Raw genomic sequence first — 16,343 nt, 5'->3', positions numbered from 1 at the left:
AAAACCCTCACTGTTGCGGCTGATATATCAGCTTCACGCCGCCATTGAAAACAAGATCATGCCCTTTGCCGTCGGCCGTGGGCGTCATTTGCATCGAGCCCGCATCGAGCGTGCCGAACGGCGCTTCGCCATGGATCGGGCCGGGAGAGCTCAACAGGCTGCCATCGGTCTTCATGACCATCTTCTCGGAGTTCATCCGGTAGCCGTCCGAAGTCTGCATCGCGACCTTCTCCGACAGTTCGACCTGACCCAGATCGGGCCGGAACAGACCCGCATTCGAGCTCAGGTCGGTGACATGCCCGTCAGGCGCGGTGAGCTTCGCGGCAAGCTGATCGGCACTCGCGCCGCCCGTTGCCTCGGGCGAGGTGCGCGCCTGTTTTGCAGTCACCGAAAGGGTCGAGCCGTCATCCGTCATCCCGGAATATTCCGGCCGGGTCAGCGCGTTTTCGCGTGCGAGTTTCTCGACATCCACCTTGGCATAGGGGATCGCCGCGCTCGGATCGATCCGGCGCGAGATCAGGAAGATCGTCGACAACAGGACAAGCGCCAGCAGCGGCAGGACGACCTTCGCCCAGTGCACCAGTTGCGTATGGCGGTTGTCATAGATCATCAGACGATCCCGGCGCGCAGGCAGTCATGGATTTGCAGGAAGCCCACGGGCTTTTCGTCCTCAACGACGAAAAGACAGGTGATCTTGCGCTCGTTCATCTGCGCCACTGCCGCCTCTGCGAGCTGGCCCGGCGCGATCGTGCGCGGATTGGCCGTCATCACCTCGGCCACCTTGTGATCGAGCAGCCCCTCCATGTGACGCCGCAAATCGCCATCGGTGACGATCCCCGCCAGACGGCCCGCCTCGTCGGTGACGCCCACGACGCCAAAGCCCTTCTGGCTCATTACCAGCAGCGCTTCAGGCATCGGCGTCTCCAACCCGACAAGCGGCATCTCGCGATGCATCAGGTCCGAGACCTTCGACAGCCGCGCGCCCAGCTTGCCGCCCGGGTGGAAGGTGCGGAAATGCTCGGCCGTGAACTCGCGATGCTCCATCAGCGCCACGGCGAGCGCGTCGCCCAGCGCAAGCGTCATCGTCGTCGAGGTCGTCGGCACGACGCCCGTGCCGCAAGCCTCCTCGGCCGCAGGCAGCACCAGCGCGAGATCGGCCTGCCGCAGCAGGGTCGAGTCCGGCCGACTCGCCACCCCGATCAACGGAATCCCGAAACGCCGCGTATGGGCGATGAGGTCGGCCAGTTCCGGCGTCTCGCCGGAATTCGACAGCACCAGCGCCAGATCGTCGCGCGTGACCATTCCCAGATCGCCATGGCTTGCCTCGGCCGGGTGCACGAATTGCGCGGGCGTGCCGGTCGAAGCCAGAGTCGCCGCGATCTTTCGCCCGATATGGCCCGATTTACCCATGCCGGAGACGATCACGCGGCCCCTGGTTTCGAGGATCATCGCCACCGCGCGCGAAAACTCGCCATCGAGACTGTCGGCCAGCGCCGCCAACCCCGCCGCCTCGATCCCGATCACGCGTTTCGCGATGCCCGAATAATCAGTGGTGGAAGATGTCATTGGGTTCCTCCCATCCAAGCAGGTCGAGCTTCGCCCGCGTCGGCAGGAAGTCGAAACAGGCCTGCGCCAGTTCCATCCGGTTCTCGCGCTTGAGCCGGTTCACCAGCTCGGCCTTCATCTTGTGAAGATGCAGCACATCCGAGGCCGCGTATTCCATCTGCGCCTCGGTCAGCTCCGCCGCGCCCCAATCCGAACTTTGCTGTTGCTTGGAGATATCGACACCGACCAGTTCCTGAACCAGCACTTTGAGCCCGTGACGATCGGTATAGGTCCGCACCATCTTCGAGGCGATCTTCGTGCAGAAAACCGGCTTCGTCTCGACCCCGAAGGCATTATAGAGCGCAGCCACGTCGAAGCGCGCGAAATGAAAGAGTTTCTCGACCGCGGGATTGGCCAGCATCCTGCACAGGTTCGGCGCCTCGGTCTGACCTTTCGCGATCTTCACCAGATGCGCATCGCCATCACCCGACGACAGCTGCACCAGGCACAGCCGGTCGCGCCGCGGATCGAGCCCCATGGTCTCGCTGTCGATGGCCACGACAGGCCCAAGGTCGAGCCCTTCGGGCAGGTCATTGTGATGCAGGTGGATCGCCACGGCTTGTCCTCTCAGATCGTTCTGCCGGGCATATAAGCGCTTTGCGCCTTGCTTGCCAACGCGGGAAGACCGCAGGCGCGGTCACCCCTTCTTGCGCGGGGGCTTCGGATTGGGCGCGAAGAGTTCCGGATGCGCCTTGAAGAGCCGCGACAGGGTCCGATATCGGCCGCCACGGAACTTCCCGGTCTCATGAATCAGCCGCAGCAACTCGATCGAGGCCAGCGGCAGGCTTTCGTTCTCGCGTGGCGGAAGCACGACTTCGGCAATCCGGTCCTGCGAGACCCCCGCGAGTTCGAGGATGAAGCGCCCCATCAGACGATCCGCGCCAATTTCCTCGGCCATGTCGAGCACGTGCAGCCGCTCACCCAGCAGCCCGCGGAACTGCTCGATGATCCGGCGGGGCGCATCGAGGTCCGAATGGTCCTTTGCCCAGGCCTCGAAATCAGCCTTCACGCGACGCATCTTGAACGCCTGGTTCCATGCGCTGCGCTGCCAGGATTTCGGCTCCCGGTGATAAATCACGTAGTGAACGTCGTAAGCCGAAAGCGCCGCGTCGAGATGGGCGACCCAAGGCAGGTAGTTGGTTCGCTCGGGTGGATCGAAAATCTTCCCTGATTCAATGCCGATCATATTTTCGTCCGAGATCACCAGAGTCTCGAAATCCATCGCATCGATCGTACGAACCATCTGGCGCAAGGCCATCTCGTGGCGCAGCTTCCACCAGAACAGGTGACCGCTGCGGCGATATTTGAGCGCATATTTGCGCAGCCCATAGGTCAGCTCATCCTTGGGCGACGCGACGATCCCCTCGCCCAAGCGGTCGCCATTGGCGGCGAGCATCCCCTGAATCGTCGTGCTTCCGGTCTTCGGGAAACCAAGATGAATGATGATGCGGCGTTTCTGGGCGGACATGAGATCACTTCACGCAACGGGCACGTTTCAGAGCGTGGGTGTAGCTTTACAGCCCAGCCCGAACAACAGTTTTCAGCCCCTATCCGGCACAAATCACGACTGCACCGTTATTCCGTCAGGATCGAAGCCCGCTGCCCCGATCCAACCTCGCATCCGTCGCGTTCCAAGCGCGCCGCGTCTTGCGGCGATGATCTCAAGCGTTGATTTATCGGCATATTTCCCCGAAGGAAGGAAAGGACACCACTAGAGAGAAGACACTCAACCTGCATGGCTTCCCTTCCGGCACATGATCTGCGCGACAGGATCGCACGACCCGGCTTCAATGCCCTCACGCCGTTCTTTCGCAAATATCCCTGTTCCGGCCCCTGCAGCCTCTTCCACATGATCCCGCGCGGCGCGTTCTCTCCCGATGACATGTTTTTCTACAATCGCATTCCCAAAGCCGCGAATACGACCGTGGCCCGGATCCTGTCGGAACATTCGTCCTATCGCCGCCCCCTCGCCGGCGAAGGTGACAAGCACAGATGGCTGCGCCCGCCCTATATGTCGCGCGCTCAGGTAGCCGCGCTTGAGAGCGATGCCGTTTTCACCTTCACCGTCGTGCGCAATCCCTTCACCCGCGTGCTGTCGTCCTATCAAGACAAAATCCTGCGCGGTCCCCGCATGGAGCGCTGGAAACATATGCTCGAGCTCGACGAAAACGGTCAGCCGAGCTTTCTCTCCTTTTGCCGCTTCCTCGATCAGGGTGGGCTCTATCGCGATGCCCATTGGGCACCGCAGAGCGCGTTGATGCTGCTGCCGCTCGATAAGTTCGATCATATCTGCAAAGTGGAATCGCTCGATGCGGATCTCGTCACCGCCGTGCAACGGATCTGGGGGAGCGATGGCCCGGCAGAGCTGCCTCGCGCGGGCAATCCGACGAACGCGGAAGAAAAACTCCGCACGGCCTATTGCGACAAGAGCGAAGCGCTCATCCGCAAGCTCTATGCGGCGGATTTCGCGGCGTTCGGGTATTCCACGGAACTTCTCTGAGAGCCTTCACGCCCGGCCTTCCTCCAGCGGCTTCCAGCGGATCACTCGCCACAGATAGACCAGCACCAACGCGATCAGCAGCCCCGTCGAAACCGGGTTCACCCAATTCGCGACCTCGCCATATTGACGGTGCAGCACGAACCCCGCGATGGTCAGGAAACTCGTCCAGAGCGCGGACCCCACCGTCGTATAGGCGAGAAACGGCACGAAAGGCATCCGTGCCATACCCGCCGGCACCGAAATCAATGTGCGTGCTCCGGGCATCATCCGGCCGAGAAACACCGCCGCCCAACCGTGGCGGTCGAACCAATGTTTCGTGCGGGTGATGTCACGCGGGGCGATCCCGATCCAGCGCCCGTGGCGGCGCGACAGGGCGCAAAGGCGCTCCAACCCGATCTTCAGCCCGATCCAGTACCACAGAACCGCGCCCAAGACCGAGCCTGCCGTTCCTGCGAAGATCAGCCAGAGCAGCGAGAAATCTCCGCGCGCCGCCATGTAACCCGCCAGCGGCATGATCAGCTCGGAAGGGATCGGCGGAAACACATTCTCCGCCAGCATCAACCCCGCAATGCCCAGATAGCCGAAAGCCGCGATAACGCCGGTGATCCACTGAAACATGGTGCCTCCTTTGCAGGAGTTACGCATGCCCACCCGGCAAGGTTCCGAAGCCCACCCCGCCACAGCGGTCCATAAACGCAAAAACCCGAGCCGAAGCCCGGGTTTTCGAGGTGATGGTGAGCCGTGCAGGATTCGAACCTGCGACCCACTGATTAAAAGTCAGTTGCTCTACCAACTGAGCTAACGGCCCATCACAGGGCGCGTCTCTACAAACCCCCGCCGGGGGGGTCAAGGCATAAAATTCACAAAAACTACGCATCTGGAAAAAACCGGGCCGCAGGCGTATATCGCGCGCCATGAATACAGCGCGCACAGCCTCCGGCCTGCCCTTCATGAAAATGCACGGGCTCGGCAATGATTTCGTCGTGATCGACGCCCGCGAGGGCGACGATCCGGTCACGCCTGCGCTGGCACGCGCGCTCGGAGATCGCCATCGCGGCGTCGGGTTTGACCAGCTCGCGGTGATCCGTCCGGCGCAAGGGGCTGATTTCACGCTCGATTTCTGGAATTCCGATGGCTCGCGGGCGGGCGCTTGCGGCAATGCCACGCGCTGCGTGAGCGATTACATGATGCGCCAGCTCGGACAGGATCGCGTCACGCTTCTGACCGAACGCGGAGAGCTTGGCGCGGTTCGGCGGGCCGACGGGATGGTCTCGGTCAATATGGGCGCACCGATTCTCGACGCCGCGCAGATTCCTGTCCTGCCGGGCAACGATCCCGCGCATCTGCCGCTCGAGGGCGATCCGATCGCGGTGGGCATGGGCAACCCGCATTGCGTCTTCTTCGTCGAGGATGCGAACAGCTTGGACCCGGCCGCGCGCGGCCCTGCGGTCGAGCACGATCCCCTTTTCCCCGAGCGCACGAATGTCGAATTCGCCTCGCTCATCGGCCCCGACCATCTGCGCATGCGCGTCTGGGAGCGCGGCACCGGCATCACGCTCGCTTGCGGCTCGGGCACCTGTGCGACCGCCGTCGCCGCCAACCTGCGCGGGTTGACCGGCAAGCATGTGCTCGTCGATGTCGATGGCGGGCAACTCGAGATCGACTGGCGCGAGGATGGCGTCTGGATGACCGGCCCGACCGCGCATGTCTTCGACGCGACGCTCACCCCCGAATTTCTGGCCTCGCTATGAAACCGCCCGTTTTCTCGACGCTCGGCTGCCGTCTCAACGCCTATGAGACGGAGGCGATGAAAGAGCTGGCCGAGCAGGCCGGGCTGGAAGGCGCGGTCGTGGTCAATACCTGCGCCGTGACCGCCGAGGCCGTGCGCAAGGCCAAGCAGGAAATCCGCCGTCTGGCGCGCGAAAACCCCGGCGCGCCGGTGATCGTGACGGGATGCGCCGCGCAGACCGAGCCCGAGACCTTCGCAGCCATGGGCGAGGTCACCAAGGTCATCGGCAATCACGAGAAGATGCAGGCCGAGACCTGGGCGCAGCTCGCCCCGCAGGGCCCCGATTTCATCGGCGAGACCGAGCGCGTCATGGTCGACGACATCATGTCGGTCAAGGAGACCGCCGGTCACCTGATCGACGGATTCGGCCGGCATAGAGCCTATGTTCAGGTGCAAAACGGCTGCGATCACCGCTGCACCTTCTGCATCATCCCCTTCGGGCGCGGCAATTCGCGCTCGGTCCCCGCGGGTGTCGTGGTCGAGCAGATCAAGCGTCTCGTGGATCGCGGTTTCAACGAGGTCGTGCTGACCGGGGTGGACCTGACCTCCTGGGGCGCCGATCTGCCCGGCGAACCGCGGCTGGGCGATCTGGTGATGCGGATCCTGCGTCTGGTGCCGGACCTGCCGCGCCTGCGGATCTCCTCGATCGATTCGATCGAGGCCGACGAGAACCTGATGCTCGCGATCGCGACCGAGCCGCGCCTGATGCCGCATCTTCACCTGAGCTTGCAAGCCGGCGACGACATGATCCTGAAACGGATGAAGCGCCGCCACCTGCGCGACGACGCGATTCGCTTCACCGAGGAGGCGCGCAAGCTGCGCCCCGGCATCGTATTCGGCGCCGATATCATCGCGGGTTTCCCGACCGAGACCGAAGCGATGTTCGAAAACTCCCTGCGGCTCGTGGATGATTGTCACCTGACCTTCCTGCACGTCTTCCCTTACTCCGCGCGCAAGGGCACGCCCGCCGCCCGGATGCCCGCCGTCAAGGGCCCGATCATCAAGGAGCGCGCCGCGCGGCTGCGCGCCAAGGGCGAGGCGGCGCTGGCCGCCCATCTTCAGGCGCAGGTGGGGACCGAACAGGTCGTGCTGACCGAAGGCCCGCGCGTGGCGCGCACCGAAGGCTTTGCCGAGGTGGCTTTCGGAGCGGATCAGCCCGAAGGCACGTTGATGAGCGTGCGCATCAGCGGCCATGACGGGACGCGCTTGCTGGCGGGGTAAGCGGGCGCTGCCCCGTCACCGGAGGGCGACATTTCGTCGTCAGAGAGGGGGCCCTGCCCCGCCGTCGCCGGAGAGCGACAAATGACGAAGAAAGAGGGGGCGCTGCCCCCTCGGCGCGTCGCGCCTCACCCCCGGGATATTTGGACCAAGAGGAAGGGGGCTTTCGTTTTTCTCTGCGTAAGCTAGCTTGTGGCCCATGCTGCGGATCAACGATCAGATTGCCATCGAGGATTGGGAAATCACCGAAAGCTTCACCCGGGCGCAGGGCCCCGGCGGGCAGAACGTGAACAAGGTCTCGACCGCCGTCGAGCTGCGCTTCGAGGCGGAACGCTCGCCCAATCTGCCACCGCCGGTGAAGGCGCGTCTGCGCCGGATCGCGGGGCGGAAATGGACGACGGAGGGGGCGATCGTCTTGCAGGTTCAGGATACGCGCTCGCAGGCGCGCAACCGTGAAATCGCGCGCGAGCGTCTGGCCGAGATGATCCGCAAGGCGCTGGAAAAGCCCAAGAAGCGGATCGCAACGCGGCCCACGCTGGGTTCGAAGAAGCGGCGGCTGAAGGCGAAGACGATCCGGGGCGAGGTGAAGGCGCTGCGCGGGAAGGTATCGGATGGGGAATGATCTGCTGGAGCGGCGCGCGCGGCTGTTGGGGCCGAACGTGCCGATTTTCTACGACCGCCCGGTGGAGATCGTGCGCGGGCAGGGCGCGTATCTGTTCGATGCGCGGGGGCAGCGTTACCTCGACGCCTATAACAACGTCGCCCATTGCGGCCATTCCCATCCGCGTATCGTCAAGGCGATCTGCGAGCAGGCCGGGGTGCTCAATACCCATACGCGCTACCTGCATGAGGGCATTCTCGATTATGCCGAGACACTGCTGGGCAAGGTCAGTTTCCCCGGCCAGCTTCTGATGACCTGCACCGGGTCCGAGGCCAATGACGTCGCTTTGCGGATGGCGCAGGCAGTTACCGGCAAGCGCGGCTTCATCGCGACCGACAACACCTATCACGGCAACACGACCGCCGTGGCGCATCTGTCCACCCGGCGCCCGCCGATCGGGGGCTGGCCGGATCACATCCGCCGGGTGCCCGCGCCGGACAGTCTTGCGCCCCTGGGCGGGTCGCTTGACGCGCAGCCCGAGGCCTTCGCCGCGAACGTCGCCCGCGCCATCGACGAGCTGGAGGCGAGCGGGCACGGATTCGCGGGCTTCATGCTCTGCCCGATCTTCGCCAATGAGGGGATGCCCGGCGTCGCCCCCGGTTTCCTCGACCCCACGGTGGAGGTGATCCGCCGCGCGGGCGGGCTGATCCTGTGCGACGAGGTTCAGCCCGGTTTCGGCAGAATAGGGTCGAATTTCTGGGGCCACGAGTGGCTCGGCTTCACCCCCGACGTGGTCACGATGGGCAAGCCGATGGGCAATGGCCACCCGGTCGCGGGGCTGGTGGCGGCGCCTCAGGTGATGGCCGCCTTCCGCGAGGCGTTTGGCTATTTCAACACCTTCGGCGGCAATCCTGTCTCGGTCGCCGCGGCGATGGAGGTACTGCGGGTAATCGAGGAGGAAGGCTTGCAGGAGAACGCGGCCGAGGTCGGGGCCTATCTGCTCGACGGGCTGCGCGAGCTGTCTCATCCGTTGATCGCCGACACGCGCGGGCTTGGCCTCTTTCTCGGGATCGAACTGGCCCGGGATGGCGAGCCTGCGAGCGCTGAGGCCGGTCGCATCGTCGAGGCGATGCGCGATCGTCACGTCTTGATGGGCCGGGTGGGCCGCGCGCAGCACATCCTCAAGATCCGCCCGCCGATGGTCTTTTCCCGCGCGGATGCCGACGAGCTGATCGGCAAGCTCTCGGACTGTTTCGAGGAGCTGCCCGCATGAGTTCGGACAAGATCGCACAGGCGATGGCGGAGGCTGCGCTGTATTCCTGGGGGCAGGCCTCCGAACCGCCCCGGCTGGTGAAGAACCGCGAGAATATCGTCTTCGAGGCGCATCTGAAGAACGGTCACCGCGTCGCCCTGCGCCTGCACCGTCCCGGCTATCAGGGGCGCAAAGGCATCGAGGCCGAGCTGCGCTGGTGCGAGGCGCTGGCCGATCAGGGCCTGCCGGTGCCGCGCCCGGTGCGCGCGCTGAACGGGGAGCTGACGGGATCGGTGCGCAACCGGGTGACCTCTTGCGTGGAGTGGCTCGAGGGTGCGCCGATCGGGGCGGGCGATCTGCCGCTCGGGCCTGATGGCGCGCAGGTGCGCCGCGATGCCGAGGCGCTAGGCGCGCTTATCGCGCGCTTTCATTCCGCCTGCGACGCCGCCCCGCCGCATGACTTCACGCGCCATGCCTGGGACATCGAGGGGCTTGTGGGCGAGCGCGCGCTCTGGGGGCGGTTCTGGGAGCATCCCCAACTCAGCGCAGACGAGGCCGCGACCCTGATCGAGGCGCGCGATCTGGCGCGGGAGCGGCTCGTGCTGGCCAGCGATTTCGGCCCGATCCATGCGGATGTCCTGCGCGAGAACGTGCTGAGCGGTCCGGCGGGCCTCTCGCTGATCGACTTCGACGACTGCGGTCCGGGATATCGGCTCTACGACCTCGCGACCGCGCTCGTTCAGGGCTGGGGAGACCCGCTCTGGGCCGAGCAGGCCGAGGGGCTGGTGGCAGGCTATCGCGGCGCGCGTCCGTTCCCGCCCGAACAAGAGGCGTTGCTGCCGCTTTTCATAGCACTACGTGCCTTTGCGTCAGCTGGCTGGATTGTGACCCGTGCGACCCCTTCCGATCCGCGCCAGAGACTGTACCTAGATCGCGCGCTCGATCTCGCGCGTCATCTGATCGACGATACGCCGCCATGGGAGACCGGCAGATGAAATGGGCCAAAACCGTCGCGAAGGGCATTCTCGGCCATCGCCCCGCCTCGTTGCAGGTGGCGGCGCTGTGCCTGCGTGTGCGCGACGGAAAGACCCAGGTTCTGCTGATCACTTCGCGCGATACCGGTCGCTGGGTGCTGCCGAAGGGCTGGCCGATGCGGGGCCGCTCGCTTTCGGGAGCCGCCCAGCAGGAAGCCTGGGAAGAGGCCGGCGCGCGCGGCTTGGTCGAAAAGGAACCGATCGGCGATTTTCACTACGACAAGATCCTCGACAGCGGGCTTGCGGTGCCCACGGATGTGATCGTCTTCTTGCTCCGGGTGGAGCAGCTGGAGAAAACCTATCCCGAGGTCGGCCAGCGCAAGCGCAAGTGGTTCGCACCCAAAGAGGCTGCCGGCCTCGTCGCCGAAGAGGGCCTGCAGAAGATTCTGCGCAACCTTTGAGAGAGACACTCCCGCGCAGGCTTGTCACACAGACTCATTCCCGCTAGGGCACCGGGAATTTGTGACACCCAGACGACAGGTTCGTGACAGTGGCCAGCCAGAACCCCGACCCCCGCGTCAATCAGTGGAAAACCCTCGACAAGGATCTCAAGCGGATCGGCCGGGTCGAGGAAGGCACGCAATTCGTGGCGCGTGGGCTCGTCGCACCGGGTCTGGCGCTGGCCTTCATCGTGCTCGCCGGTCTGGTGGCCGCCGTGCTGATGGGCGGTCAGCCCGGACAGCTCGTGGTGATCGCGGCGGCCGGGATCGGGGCCTATATGGCGCTCAATATCGGCGCGAACGATGTCGCCAACAACATGGGCCCCGCAGTGGGCTCCAAGGCGATGACGTTGTTGCTGGCGCTGATCATCGCGGCAATCTTCGAGAGCCTGGGCGCGCTGGTTGCGGGCGGAGATGTGGTGAAGACCGTGGCCAAGGGCATCATCGAGCCCAGCGCGCTGCCCGATTCCACGCATTTCGTCTGGGCGATGATGTCGGCGCTTCTGGCGGCCGCCCTCTGGCTGAACCTCGCGACCTGGCTCGGCGCACCGGTCTCGACCACCCATTCCATCGTCGGCGGCGTCGTGGGTGCGGGGATCGTGGCGGCCGGTTTCGGCGCGGTGGACTGGGCCTCGATGGGGATGATCGCGGCAAGCTGGGTGATTTCGCCCGTGATGGGGGGCGTGATCGCCGCCTTCTTCCTCGCGATCATCAAATCCAAGGTGATCTATGTCGATGACAAGATCGCCGCCGCCCGCAAATGGGTGCCGATCCTGATCGGCATCATGGCAGGCGCCTTCGCCGCCTATCTCGCGCTGAAGGGCCTCAAGCATCTGTTCAAGATCACCCTTCTTCAGGCCGTCATGATCGGCGTGATCGTCGGCGGCGCGGGCTGGCTCATCACGATCCCCTTGATCCGCCGTCAGTCGGAAGGGATGGAGAACCGCAAGAAATCGCTCAAGTCGCTCTTCGCGATGCCGCTCGTCGTCTCGGCCGCGCTGCTGAGCTTCGCTCATGGCGCGAATGACGTGGCCAACGCGGTCGGCCCGCTTGCGGCCATCGTCCACACGGTCGAGCAGGGCGACATCGCCGCACAGGTCGGCATCCCGTTCTGGGTCATGGCCGTAGGCGCGCTTGGGATCTCGGTCGGTCTGCTGCTCTTCGGACCGAAGCTGATCCGCCTCGTCGGCAACGAGATCACCAAGCTCAACCCGATGCGCGCCTATTGCGTGGCGCTTTCGGCGGCGATCACGGTGATCGTGGCGTCGTGGCTGGGCCTGCCGGTCTCCTCGACCCATATCGCGGTCGGCGGCATCTTCGGCGTGGGCTTCTACCGCGAATGGCATGCCGAGAAACGCGCCCGCGAGCTGGGCATCAGCAAGGGCAAGCCCGTCCCCCCCGAGGAGCGCAAGCGCCGCCTTCTCGTGCGCCGCTCGCATATGCTGACCGTGGCCGCGGCCTGGGTCGTCACCGTCCCGGCCTCGGCTGCGCTCTCAGCCGTGCTCTACCTGATCCTCAACGCGATCACCTGACGCTTCAGACGATGACCTTCATCGCCTGCTGCTGGCCCACGTCGAATACGCGCTTGTAGCGGGCGATTTCGTCTGCCGGTCCCATCGCCTTCTCCGGGTTGTCCGACAGCTTCACCGTCGGATGGCCGTTCGCCTCCACCGCCTTGCACACAAGGCTGAACGGCGCGAGCGCATCATTCGGCACCAGCCCCCGGAAATCGTTGGTCAGAAGCGTGCCCCAGCCGAAGCTCACCTTCACCCGGCCCACGAATTGCGCGTGAAGCTCGCGGATCTTGTCGACGCTCAGCCCATCCGAGAAGATCACCAGCTTTTCGCGCGGGTCTTCCCCGCGCGACTTCCACCAGTCGATCGCGATCTCAGCCCCGGCCGCCGGATCGCCCGAGTCGATCCGGATCCCCGTCCAACCCGCCAGCCAGTCCGGCGCGTGCTCCAGAAACCCCTTCGTGCCGTAAGTGTCGGGCAGGATGATGCGCAGGTTGCCCTCATGCTCCTCATGCCAATCGGCGAGAACCTTGTAAGGGGCCTGGGCCAGCTCCGCGTCACTCTCGGCCAGCGCGGCATAGACCATCGGCAGCTCATGCGCGTTGGTGCCCACCGCCTCGATATCGCGCCGCATCGCGATCAGGCAGTTCGACGTGCCGGTAAATGCTCCGCCTTCAGAGACATCGCCCAACCCCTCCAGCATCGCCTGCACGCACCAGTCCTGCCACAGGAAGGAATGCCGCCGCCGCGTGCCGAAATCCGCGATCCGAAGATTGTCCAGCTCGCGCAGCGCCTCGATCTTCTCCCAGACCTTGGTCATCGCGCGGGCATAGAGCACCTGCAGCTCGAACCGCCCCATCCGGTTCAGCACGGCCCGCCCACGCAGCTCCATCAGGATCGCCAGCGCCGGGATCTCCCAGAGCATGACCTCGTGCCATTTGCCCTCGAAGGTCAGCTCATATTGCCCGTCGCGCTTTTCGAGATGATAGGGCGGCAGCTGATAGCCCTCGAACCACTCCATGAAATCCGAGCGGAACATCTGCCGCTTGCCGTAGAACGTGTTGCCGCGCAGCCAGGTGCTTTCGCCCCGCGCCAATTTCAGCGAGCGCGCATAATCGAGCTGTTCACGCAGCTCGCCTTCGTCGATCAGGTCCGCAAGCCGGATCGATTTCGTCCGGTTGATCAGGCTGAACGTGACGTTGGTGTCGGGCTTGTTGCGGAAAATCGACTGGCACATCAACAACTTATAGAAATCCGTGTCGATGAGCGACCGCACGATCGGGTCGATCTTCCACTTGTGGTTATAAACGCGGGTGGCGATATCGACCATGGATCAGGCCTCCAGCTTCACGCCGGCCGCGCGCATCGCCTCATGCGCTGCCGCGAGCGAGCCGTCGAGGTCGATAGCACGGCACGCGCCTTCCAGCACCGTCGCCTTGAACCCGAGCTTCGCCGCGTCCAGCGCCGACCAGGCCACGCAGAAATCTGTGGCGAGCCCGACGAAACTCAGCTCCTCGATGCCCCGGTCGCGCAGGTAGCCCGCAAGCCCCGTCGTGGTCTTGTGGTCATTCTCGAAAAAGGCCGAATAGCTGTCCACGCCCGCGCGGAAACCCTTGCGGATGATCATCTGCGCCCGGTCCACCGCCAGATCGGGATGAAACTCGGCGCCCTTGGTGCCTTGCACGCAATGATCCGGCCAGAGCGTCTGCAGCCCGTAATCCATATGCACCTGCGTAAACGGCGCGCCGCCCTCATGCTGGCTCGCGAACGAGGAATGGTCGGCAGGGTGCCAATCCTGCGTCAGCACCACCGTATCGAACTCGGTCATCAGCACGTTCACGCGCGGCAGGATCTCGTCCCCGCCCGCCACCGCCAGCGCGCCGCCGGGGCAGAAGTCGTTTTGCACGTCGATCACGATCAGGGCTTTGGTCATCTCATCTCTCCCGCAGGGTCCACTCATGGGTAGGGCGCGGACCCCGCATGGTCAACGGCTCTTGCCTAAAGCCCCCGCGCGGCGCTAATCCCTGCCCCATGTTTACCGTCACCGCGCTCTATCATTTCACCCGGTTCGAAAATCCCGAGGCCCTCAAGGCCCCGCTGGCAAAGCTCGCCTGCGCGCAAGGGGTGAAAGGCTCGCTCCTGATCGCGCGCGAGGGGATCAACGGCACCATCGCGGGCCCGCGTGAGGGGATCGACACGGTTCTCGCCCATATCCGCGCGCTGCCGGGCTGTTCCGATCTGGAGTGGAAGGAAAGCACCGCCGAGCAGATGCCCTTCGGCCGGATGAAGGTGCGGCTCAAGCGCGAGATCGTCACCATGGGCGAGCCCGATATCGACCCGAAGGCCCGCGTCGGCCATTACGTCGAGCCGCAGGACTGGAACGAACTGATCTCCTCGCCCGACACGGTGGTGATCGACACCCGCAACGATTACGAGATCGAGATCGGCACGTTCGAGGGCGCCATCGACCCCGGCACGAAATCCTTCCGCGAGTTTCCCGCTTGGTGGCGCGACAATGCGCATCGCTTCCACAACAAGCGCGTCGCGATGTTCTGCACCGGCGGCATTCGCTGTGAAAAATCGACGAACTTCCTGCTCGCCGAGGGCGTGCCCGAGGTCTATCACCTCAAGGGCGGCATCCTGAAATATCTGGAAGAAATGCCCGAGGAGGGCTCGCTTTGGCACGGCGACTGTTTCGTCTTCGACCAGCGCGTCAGCCTGCGCCACGGGCTCAAACAGGGCGATTACGATAGCTGTCACGCCTGCCGCCGTCCGGTTTCCGCCGAGGACAAACGCCATCCCGATTACGAAGAGGGCGTTTCCTGTCATCGTTGCATCGGGGAGTATTCCGACGCCGATCGCGCGCGTTTCCGCGAACGCGAGCACCAGATGCGCCTCGCCGCCCAACGCGGAGAGACGCATCTCGGGCGGGATTAATTCCCGGCGCAGCTCTGCGTCAGATCATTGCAGCCCTGCGTGACGACGGGGCTTCCCGTGCTCGGGAAATCGAGGCGCGGCAGCGTGAAATCCCCGATACCGGCCGAGGCGGCCGTGACACCGGCCAGACTCAGGAGCAGGGCATAAGCGAAGCGTTTCATGACGAATCTCCATAACTGAACTCGTTCGTTCATTTTGGGAATATGAACCGATCCGTTCAGATTACAAGAGATTCTGAACTGCTTAGTTCGAAATGCCGCATTGCATTGCGCGCAAACCCCGCTATTTTGGAATTGTTCTAAAAGAGAGGGTCTCCCCCATGCTTCCCGGATTTGCCTCCCGTCGGCGGTTCAGCGACCTGTCCGAACAGGAAGTTCTCGCGCTCGCCATCTCCTCCGAAGAAGATGACGCACGCATCTACCGCCAATATGCCGAACACCTGCGCAAGGATTTCCCCGCCTCAGCCAATATCTTCGAGGGCATGGCCGAGGAAGAGGACGAGCACCGCCGCCGCCTCATCGCGCGCCATCAGGAACGCTTCGGCGAGGTGATCCCGCTCATTCGCCGCGAACATGTCGCGGGCTTTTACAATCGCAAGCCGGTCTGGCTGGCAAAGAACCTCTCGCTCGACACGATCCGCGGCGAGGCCGAGGCGATGGAGCGTGAGGCGGGCAAGTTCTACACCCTCGCCGCCCAGCGCAGTTCGGATGCCAGCACCCGCGAGTTGCTGGGCGATCTCGCCGCTGCGGAACTCGGCCACGAGAAGAAGGCCGAAGAGCTGACGGCGACCAACCTGCCCGAAAGCGAGAAGGACGAGGAAGACCGCGCCGCGCATCGCCAGTTCGTTCTGACCTGGGTGCAGCCGGGCCTCGCGGGGCTGATGGACGGCTCGGTGTCGACCCTCGCCCCGATCTTCGCCACCGCCTTCGCGACCCATGACCCGCACACCACCCTGCTCGTGGGTCTCGCCGCATCCGTCGGCGCGGGGATCTCGATGGGCTTCACCGAGGCCGCCCATGACGACGGCGTGATCTCGGGACGTGGCTCGCCGCTCAAGCGCGGCCTGGCTTCGGGCATCATGACCGCGATCGGCGGCCTGGGTCACGCATTGCCCTACCTGATCCCCGATTTCTGGACCGCGACCACCATCGCCTTCGTCGTCGTGTTCCTGGAGCTTTGGGCGATCACCTGGATCCAGAACCGCTACATGGAGACGCCCTTCCTGCGCGCCGCCTTCCAGGTCGTGCTCGGCGGGGCGTTGGTCTTCGCAGCGGGCGTGTTGATCGGCGGCGGCTGATCCCGACCGCCGCGCCCCTTGCGCGCGACGGTCGCTCCGCGGGGAATATTTGAGCCAATTCGAAAGCGCGCGTTCCCTTTCGACTTGGTCCAAATATCCCCGCCGGAGGCATGACCCGCTCTCCACGCCGCGCTCGGGTTGCATTCCCTGTCTGGC

Annotated in this window: 18 protein-coding genes and 1 tRNA gene; 10 read left to right on the top strand and 9 right to left on the bottom strand. The window is 64.5% G+C overall.

The annotated features are described in order from the left end of the window. Positions 1-7: 7 nt before the first annotated feature. From BMG00_RS09455 to BMG00_RS09440, 4 genes are all read right to left on the bottom strand, one after another. Positions 8-610, bottom strand: coding sequence for a hypothetical protein (locus tag BMG00_RS09455; RefSeq protein WP_078526745.1), 603 nt, complete (start codon positions 608-610; stop codon positions 8-10). After that, positions 610-1,566 (bottom strand): KpsF/GutQ family sugar-phosphate isomerase, encoded by a 957-nt coding sequence (locus BMG00_RS09450; RefSeq protein ID WP_078526743.1) that lies wholly within the window; start codon positions 1,564-1,566, stop codon positions 610-612. The genes BMG00_RS09455 and BMG00_RS09450 overlap by 1 nt, the downstream gene beginning before the upstream one ends. Next, positions 1,547-2,161: a ribonuclease D gene (locus BMG00_RS09445; RefSeq protein WP_078574121.1), complete on the bottom strand. Its 615-nt coding sequence runs from the start codon at positions 2,159-2,161 to the stop codon at positions 1,547-1,549. The genes BMG00_RS09450 and BMG00_RS09445 overlap by 20 nt, the downstream gene beginning before the upstream one ends. Positions 2,162-2,242: 81 nt before the next feature. Beyond that, positions 2,243-3,073 (bottom strand): hypothetical protein, encoded by an 831-nt coding sequence (locus BMG00_RS09440; protein WP_078574120.1) that lies wholly within the window; start codon positions 3,071-3,073, stop codon positions 2,243-2,245. A 267-nt stretch (positions 3,074-3,340) separates the two neighbouring features. On the opposite strand from BMG00_RS09440, the gene BMG00_RS09435 reads away from it, so the two are divergent. Further along, positions 3,341-4,105, top strand: coding sequence for a sulfotransferase family protein (locus BMG00_RS09435; protein WP_078574119.1), 765 nt, complete (start codon positions 3,341-3,343; stop codon positions 4,103-4,105). A gap of 6 nt (positions 4,106-4,111) precedes the next feature. On the opposite strand, the gene BMG00_RS09430 is transcribed toward BMG00_RS09435, so the two are convergent. Together BMG00_RS09430 and BMG00_RS09425 are read right to left on the bottom strand one after the other, a co-directional pair. Then, positions 4,112-4,723 carry a DedA family protein gene (locus BMG00_RS09430; protein WP_078526735.1) on the bottom strand — a complete coding sequence of 204 codons (612 nt, stop codon included), beginning with the start codon at positions 4,721-4,723 and terminating at the stop codon, positions 4,112-4,114. 114 nt (positions 4,724-4,837) lie between these two features. Further along, positions 4,838-4,913 (bottom strand) — tRNA-Lys (locus tag BMG00_RS09425). Between the two features lie 106 nt (positions 4,914-5,019). On the opposite strand from BMG00_RS09425, the gene dapF reads away from it, so the two are divergent. The 7 genes from dapF (at position 5,020) to BMG00_RS09390 (ending at position 11,971) form a co-directional block, all read left to right on the top strand. After that, on the top strand, positions 5,020-5,856 hold the full coding sequence (dapF, locus tag BMG00_RS09420) for a diaminopimelate epimerase (RefSeq protein ID WP_078574118.1): 837 nt from the start codon (positions 5,020-5,022) through the stop codon (positions 5,854-5,856). Next, on the top strand, positions 5,853-7,115 hold the full coding sequence (gene mtaB / locus BMG00_RS09415; RefSeq protein WP_078574117.1) for a tRNA (N(6)-L-threonylcarbamoyladenosine(37)-C(2))-methylthiotransferase MtaB: 1,263 nt from the start codon (positions 5,853-5,855) through the stop codon (positions 7,113-7,115). The genes dapF and mtaB overlap by 4 nt, the downstream gene beginning before the upstream one ends. A gap of 196 nt (positions 7,116-7,311) precedes the next feature. Then, positions 7,312-7,734: an alternative ribosome rescue aminoacyl-tRNA hydrolase ArfB gene (gene arfB / locus BMG00_RS09410; RefSeq protein ID WP_078574287.1), complete on the top strand. Its 423-nt coding sequence runs from the start codon at positions 7,312-7,314 to the stop codon at positions 7,732-7,734. Beyond that, positions 7,724-8,986: an aspartate aminotransferase family protein gene (locus BMG00_RS09405; RefSeq protein ID WP_078526729.1), complete on the top strand. Its 1,263-nt coding sequence runs from the start codon at positions 7,724-7,726 to the stop codon at positions 8,984-8,986. The genes arfB and BMG00_RS09405 overlap by 11 nt, the downstream gene beginning before the upstream one ends. Then, positions 8,983-9,960, top strand: coding sequence for a phosphotransferase enzyme family protein (locus tag BMG00_RS09400; protein WP_078526727.1), 978 nt, complete (start codon positions 8,983-8,985; stop codon positions 9,958-9,960). The genes BMG00_RS09405 and BMG00_RS09400 overlap by 4 nt, the downstream gene beginning before the upstream one ends. Then, positions 9,957-10,400 carry an NUDIX hydrolase gene (locus tag BMG00_RS09395; protein WP_093469958.1) on the top strand — a complete coding sequence of 148 codons (444 nt, stop codon included), beginning with the start codon at positions 9,957-9,959 and terminating at the stop codon, positions 10,398-10,400. The genes BMG00_RS09400 and BMG00_RS09395 overlap by 4 nt, the downstream gene beginning before the upstream one ends. A gap of 83 nt (positions 10,401-10,483) precedes the next feature. After that, positions 10,484-11,971, top strand: coding sequence for an inorganic phosphate transporter (locus BMG00_RS09390; protein WP_245794977.1), 1,488 nt, complete (start codon positions 10,484-10,486; stop codon positions 11,969-11,971). A 4-nt stretch (positions 11,972-11,975) separates the two neighbouring features. Here the strand turns inward: BMG00_RS09390 and pncB are convergent, their stop codons facing one another. Continuing rightward, the gene (pncB, locus tag BMG00_RS09385) at positions 11,976-13,283 is read right to left on the bottom strand and encodes a nicotinate phosphoribosyltransferase (protein ID WP_078526723.1); all 1,308 of its coding nucleotides are present in this window, start codon (positions 13,281-13,283) and stop codon (positions 11,976-11,978) included. 3 nt (positions 13,284-13,286) lie between these two features. Beyond that, positions 13,287-13,886: a bifunctional nicotinamidase/pyrazinamidase gene (gene pncA / locus BMG00_RS09380; protein ID WP_078574116.1), complete on the bottom strand. Its 600-nt coding sequence runs from the start codon at positions 13,884-13,886 to the stop codon at positions 13,287-13,289. 98 nt (positions 13,887-13,984) lie between these two features. Here pncA and trhO point away from each other — a divergent pair, with 98 nt between their 5' ends. Beyond that, positions 13,985-14,890, top strand: coding sequence for an oxygen-dependent tRNA uridine(34) hydroxylase TrhO (gene trhO / locus BMG00_RS09375; protein ID WP_078574115.1), 906 nt, complete (start codon positions 13,985-13,987; stop codon positions 14,888-14,890). Here the strand turns inward: trhO and BMG00_RS17615 are convergent. Further along, complete coding sequence (locus BMG00_RS17615) at positions 14,887-15,051, bottom strand: hypothetical protein (protein ID WP_158521705.1); 165 nt, start codon at positions 15,049-15,051, stop codon at positions 14,887-14,889. The genes trhO and BMG00_RS17615 overlap by 4 nt on opposite strands. Before the next feature lie 158 nt (positions 15,052-15,209). On the opposite strand from BMG00_RS17615, the gene mbfA reads away from it, so the two are divergent. Continuing rightward, positions 15,210-16,187, top strand: a complete 978-nt coding sequence (mbfA, locus tag BMG00_RS09370; protein WP_078526716.1) for an iron exporter MbfA — start codon at positions 15,210-15,212, stop codon at positions 16,185-16,187. Positions 16,188-16,343 lie beyond the last annotated feature (156 nt).

Origin of the sequence: Thioclava marina (genome assembly GCF_002020135.1) — a bacterium.
Taxonomy (GTDB): domain Bacteria; phylum Pseudomonadota; class Alphaproteobacteria; order Rhodobacterales; family Rhodobacteraceae; genus Thioclava; species Thioclava marina.
The sequence above is the reverse complement of the archived record's forward strand: the minus strand, read 5'-3'. Positions and strand labels throughout refer to the sequence as shown.

What these genes read in the sequence shown, in the direction of transcription:
- BMG00_RS09455 (WP_078526745.1), bottom strand. Translation starts at nt 610, where the DNA reads ATGATCTATGACAACCGCCATACGCAACTGGTGCACTGGGCGAAGGTC.
- BMG00_RS09450 (WP_078526743.1), bottom strand. Translation starts at nt 1,566, where the DNA reads ATGACATCTTCCACCACTGATTATTCGGGCATCGCGAAACGCGTGATC.
- BMG00_RS09440 (WP_078574120.1), bottom strand. Translation starts at nt 3,073, where the DNA reads ATGTCCGCCCAGAAACGCCGCATCATCATTCATCTTGGTTTCCCGAAG.
- BMG00_RS09435 (WP_078574119.1), top strand. Translation starts at nt 3,341, where the DNA reads ATGGCTTCCCTTCCGGCACATGATCTGCGCGACAGGATCGCACGACCC.
- BMG00_RS09430 (WP_078526735.1), bottom strand. Translation starts at nt 4,723, where the DNA reads ATGTTTCAGTGGATCACCGGCGTTATCGCGGCTTTCGGCTATCTGGGC.
- dapF (WP_078574118.1), top strand. Translation starts at nt 5,020, where the DNA reads ATGAATACAGCGCGCACAGCCTCCGGCCTGCCCTTCATGAAAATGCAC.
- mtaB (WP_078574117.1), top strand. Translation starts at nt 5,853, where the DNA reads ATGAAACCGCCCGTTTTCTCGACGCTCGGCTGCCGTCTCAACGCCTAT.
- arfB (WP_078574287.1), top strand. Translation starts at nt 7,312, where the DNA reads ATGCTGCGGATCAACGATCAGATTGCCATCGAGGATTGGGAAATCACC.
- BMG00_RS09405 (WP_078526729.1), top strand. Translation starts at nt 7,724, where the DNA reads ATGGGGAATGATCTGCTGGAGCGGCGCGCGCGGCTGTTGGGGCCGAAC.
- BMG00_RS09400 (WP_078526727.1), top strand. Translation starts at nt 8,983, where the DNA reads ATGAGTTCGGACAAGATCGCACAGGCGATGGCGGAGGCTGCGCTGTAT.
- BMG00_RS09395 (WP_093469958.1), top strand. Translation starts at nt 9,957, where the DNA reads ATGAAATGGGCCAAAACCGTCGCGAAGGGCATTCTCGGCCATCGCCCC.
- pncB (WP_078526723.1), bottom strand. Translation starts at nt 13,283, where the DNA reads ATGGTCGATATCGCCACCCGCGTTTATAACCACAAGTGGAAGATCGAC.
- pncA (WP_078574116.1), bottom strand. Translation starts at nt 13,886, where the DNA reads ATGACCAAAGCCCTGATCGTGATCGACGTGCAAAACGACTTCTGCCCC.
- trhO (WP_078574115.1), top strand. Translation starts at nt 13,985, where the DNA reads ATGTTTACCGTCACCGCGCTCTATCATTTCACCCGGTTCGAAAATCCC.
- BMG00_RS17615 (WP_158521705.1), bottom strand. Translation starts at nt 15,051, where the DNA reads ATGAAACGCTTCGCTTATGCCCTGCTCCTGAGTCTGGCCGGTGTCACG.
- mbfA (WP_078526716.1), top strand. Translation starts at nt 15,210, where the DNA reads ATGCTTCCCGGATTTGCCTCCCGTCGGCGGTTCAGCGACCTGTCCGAA.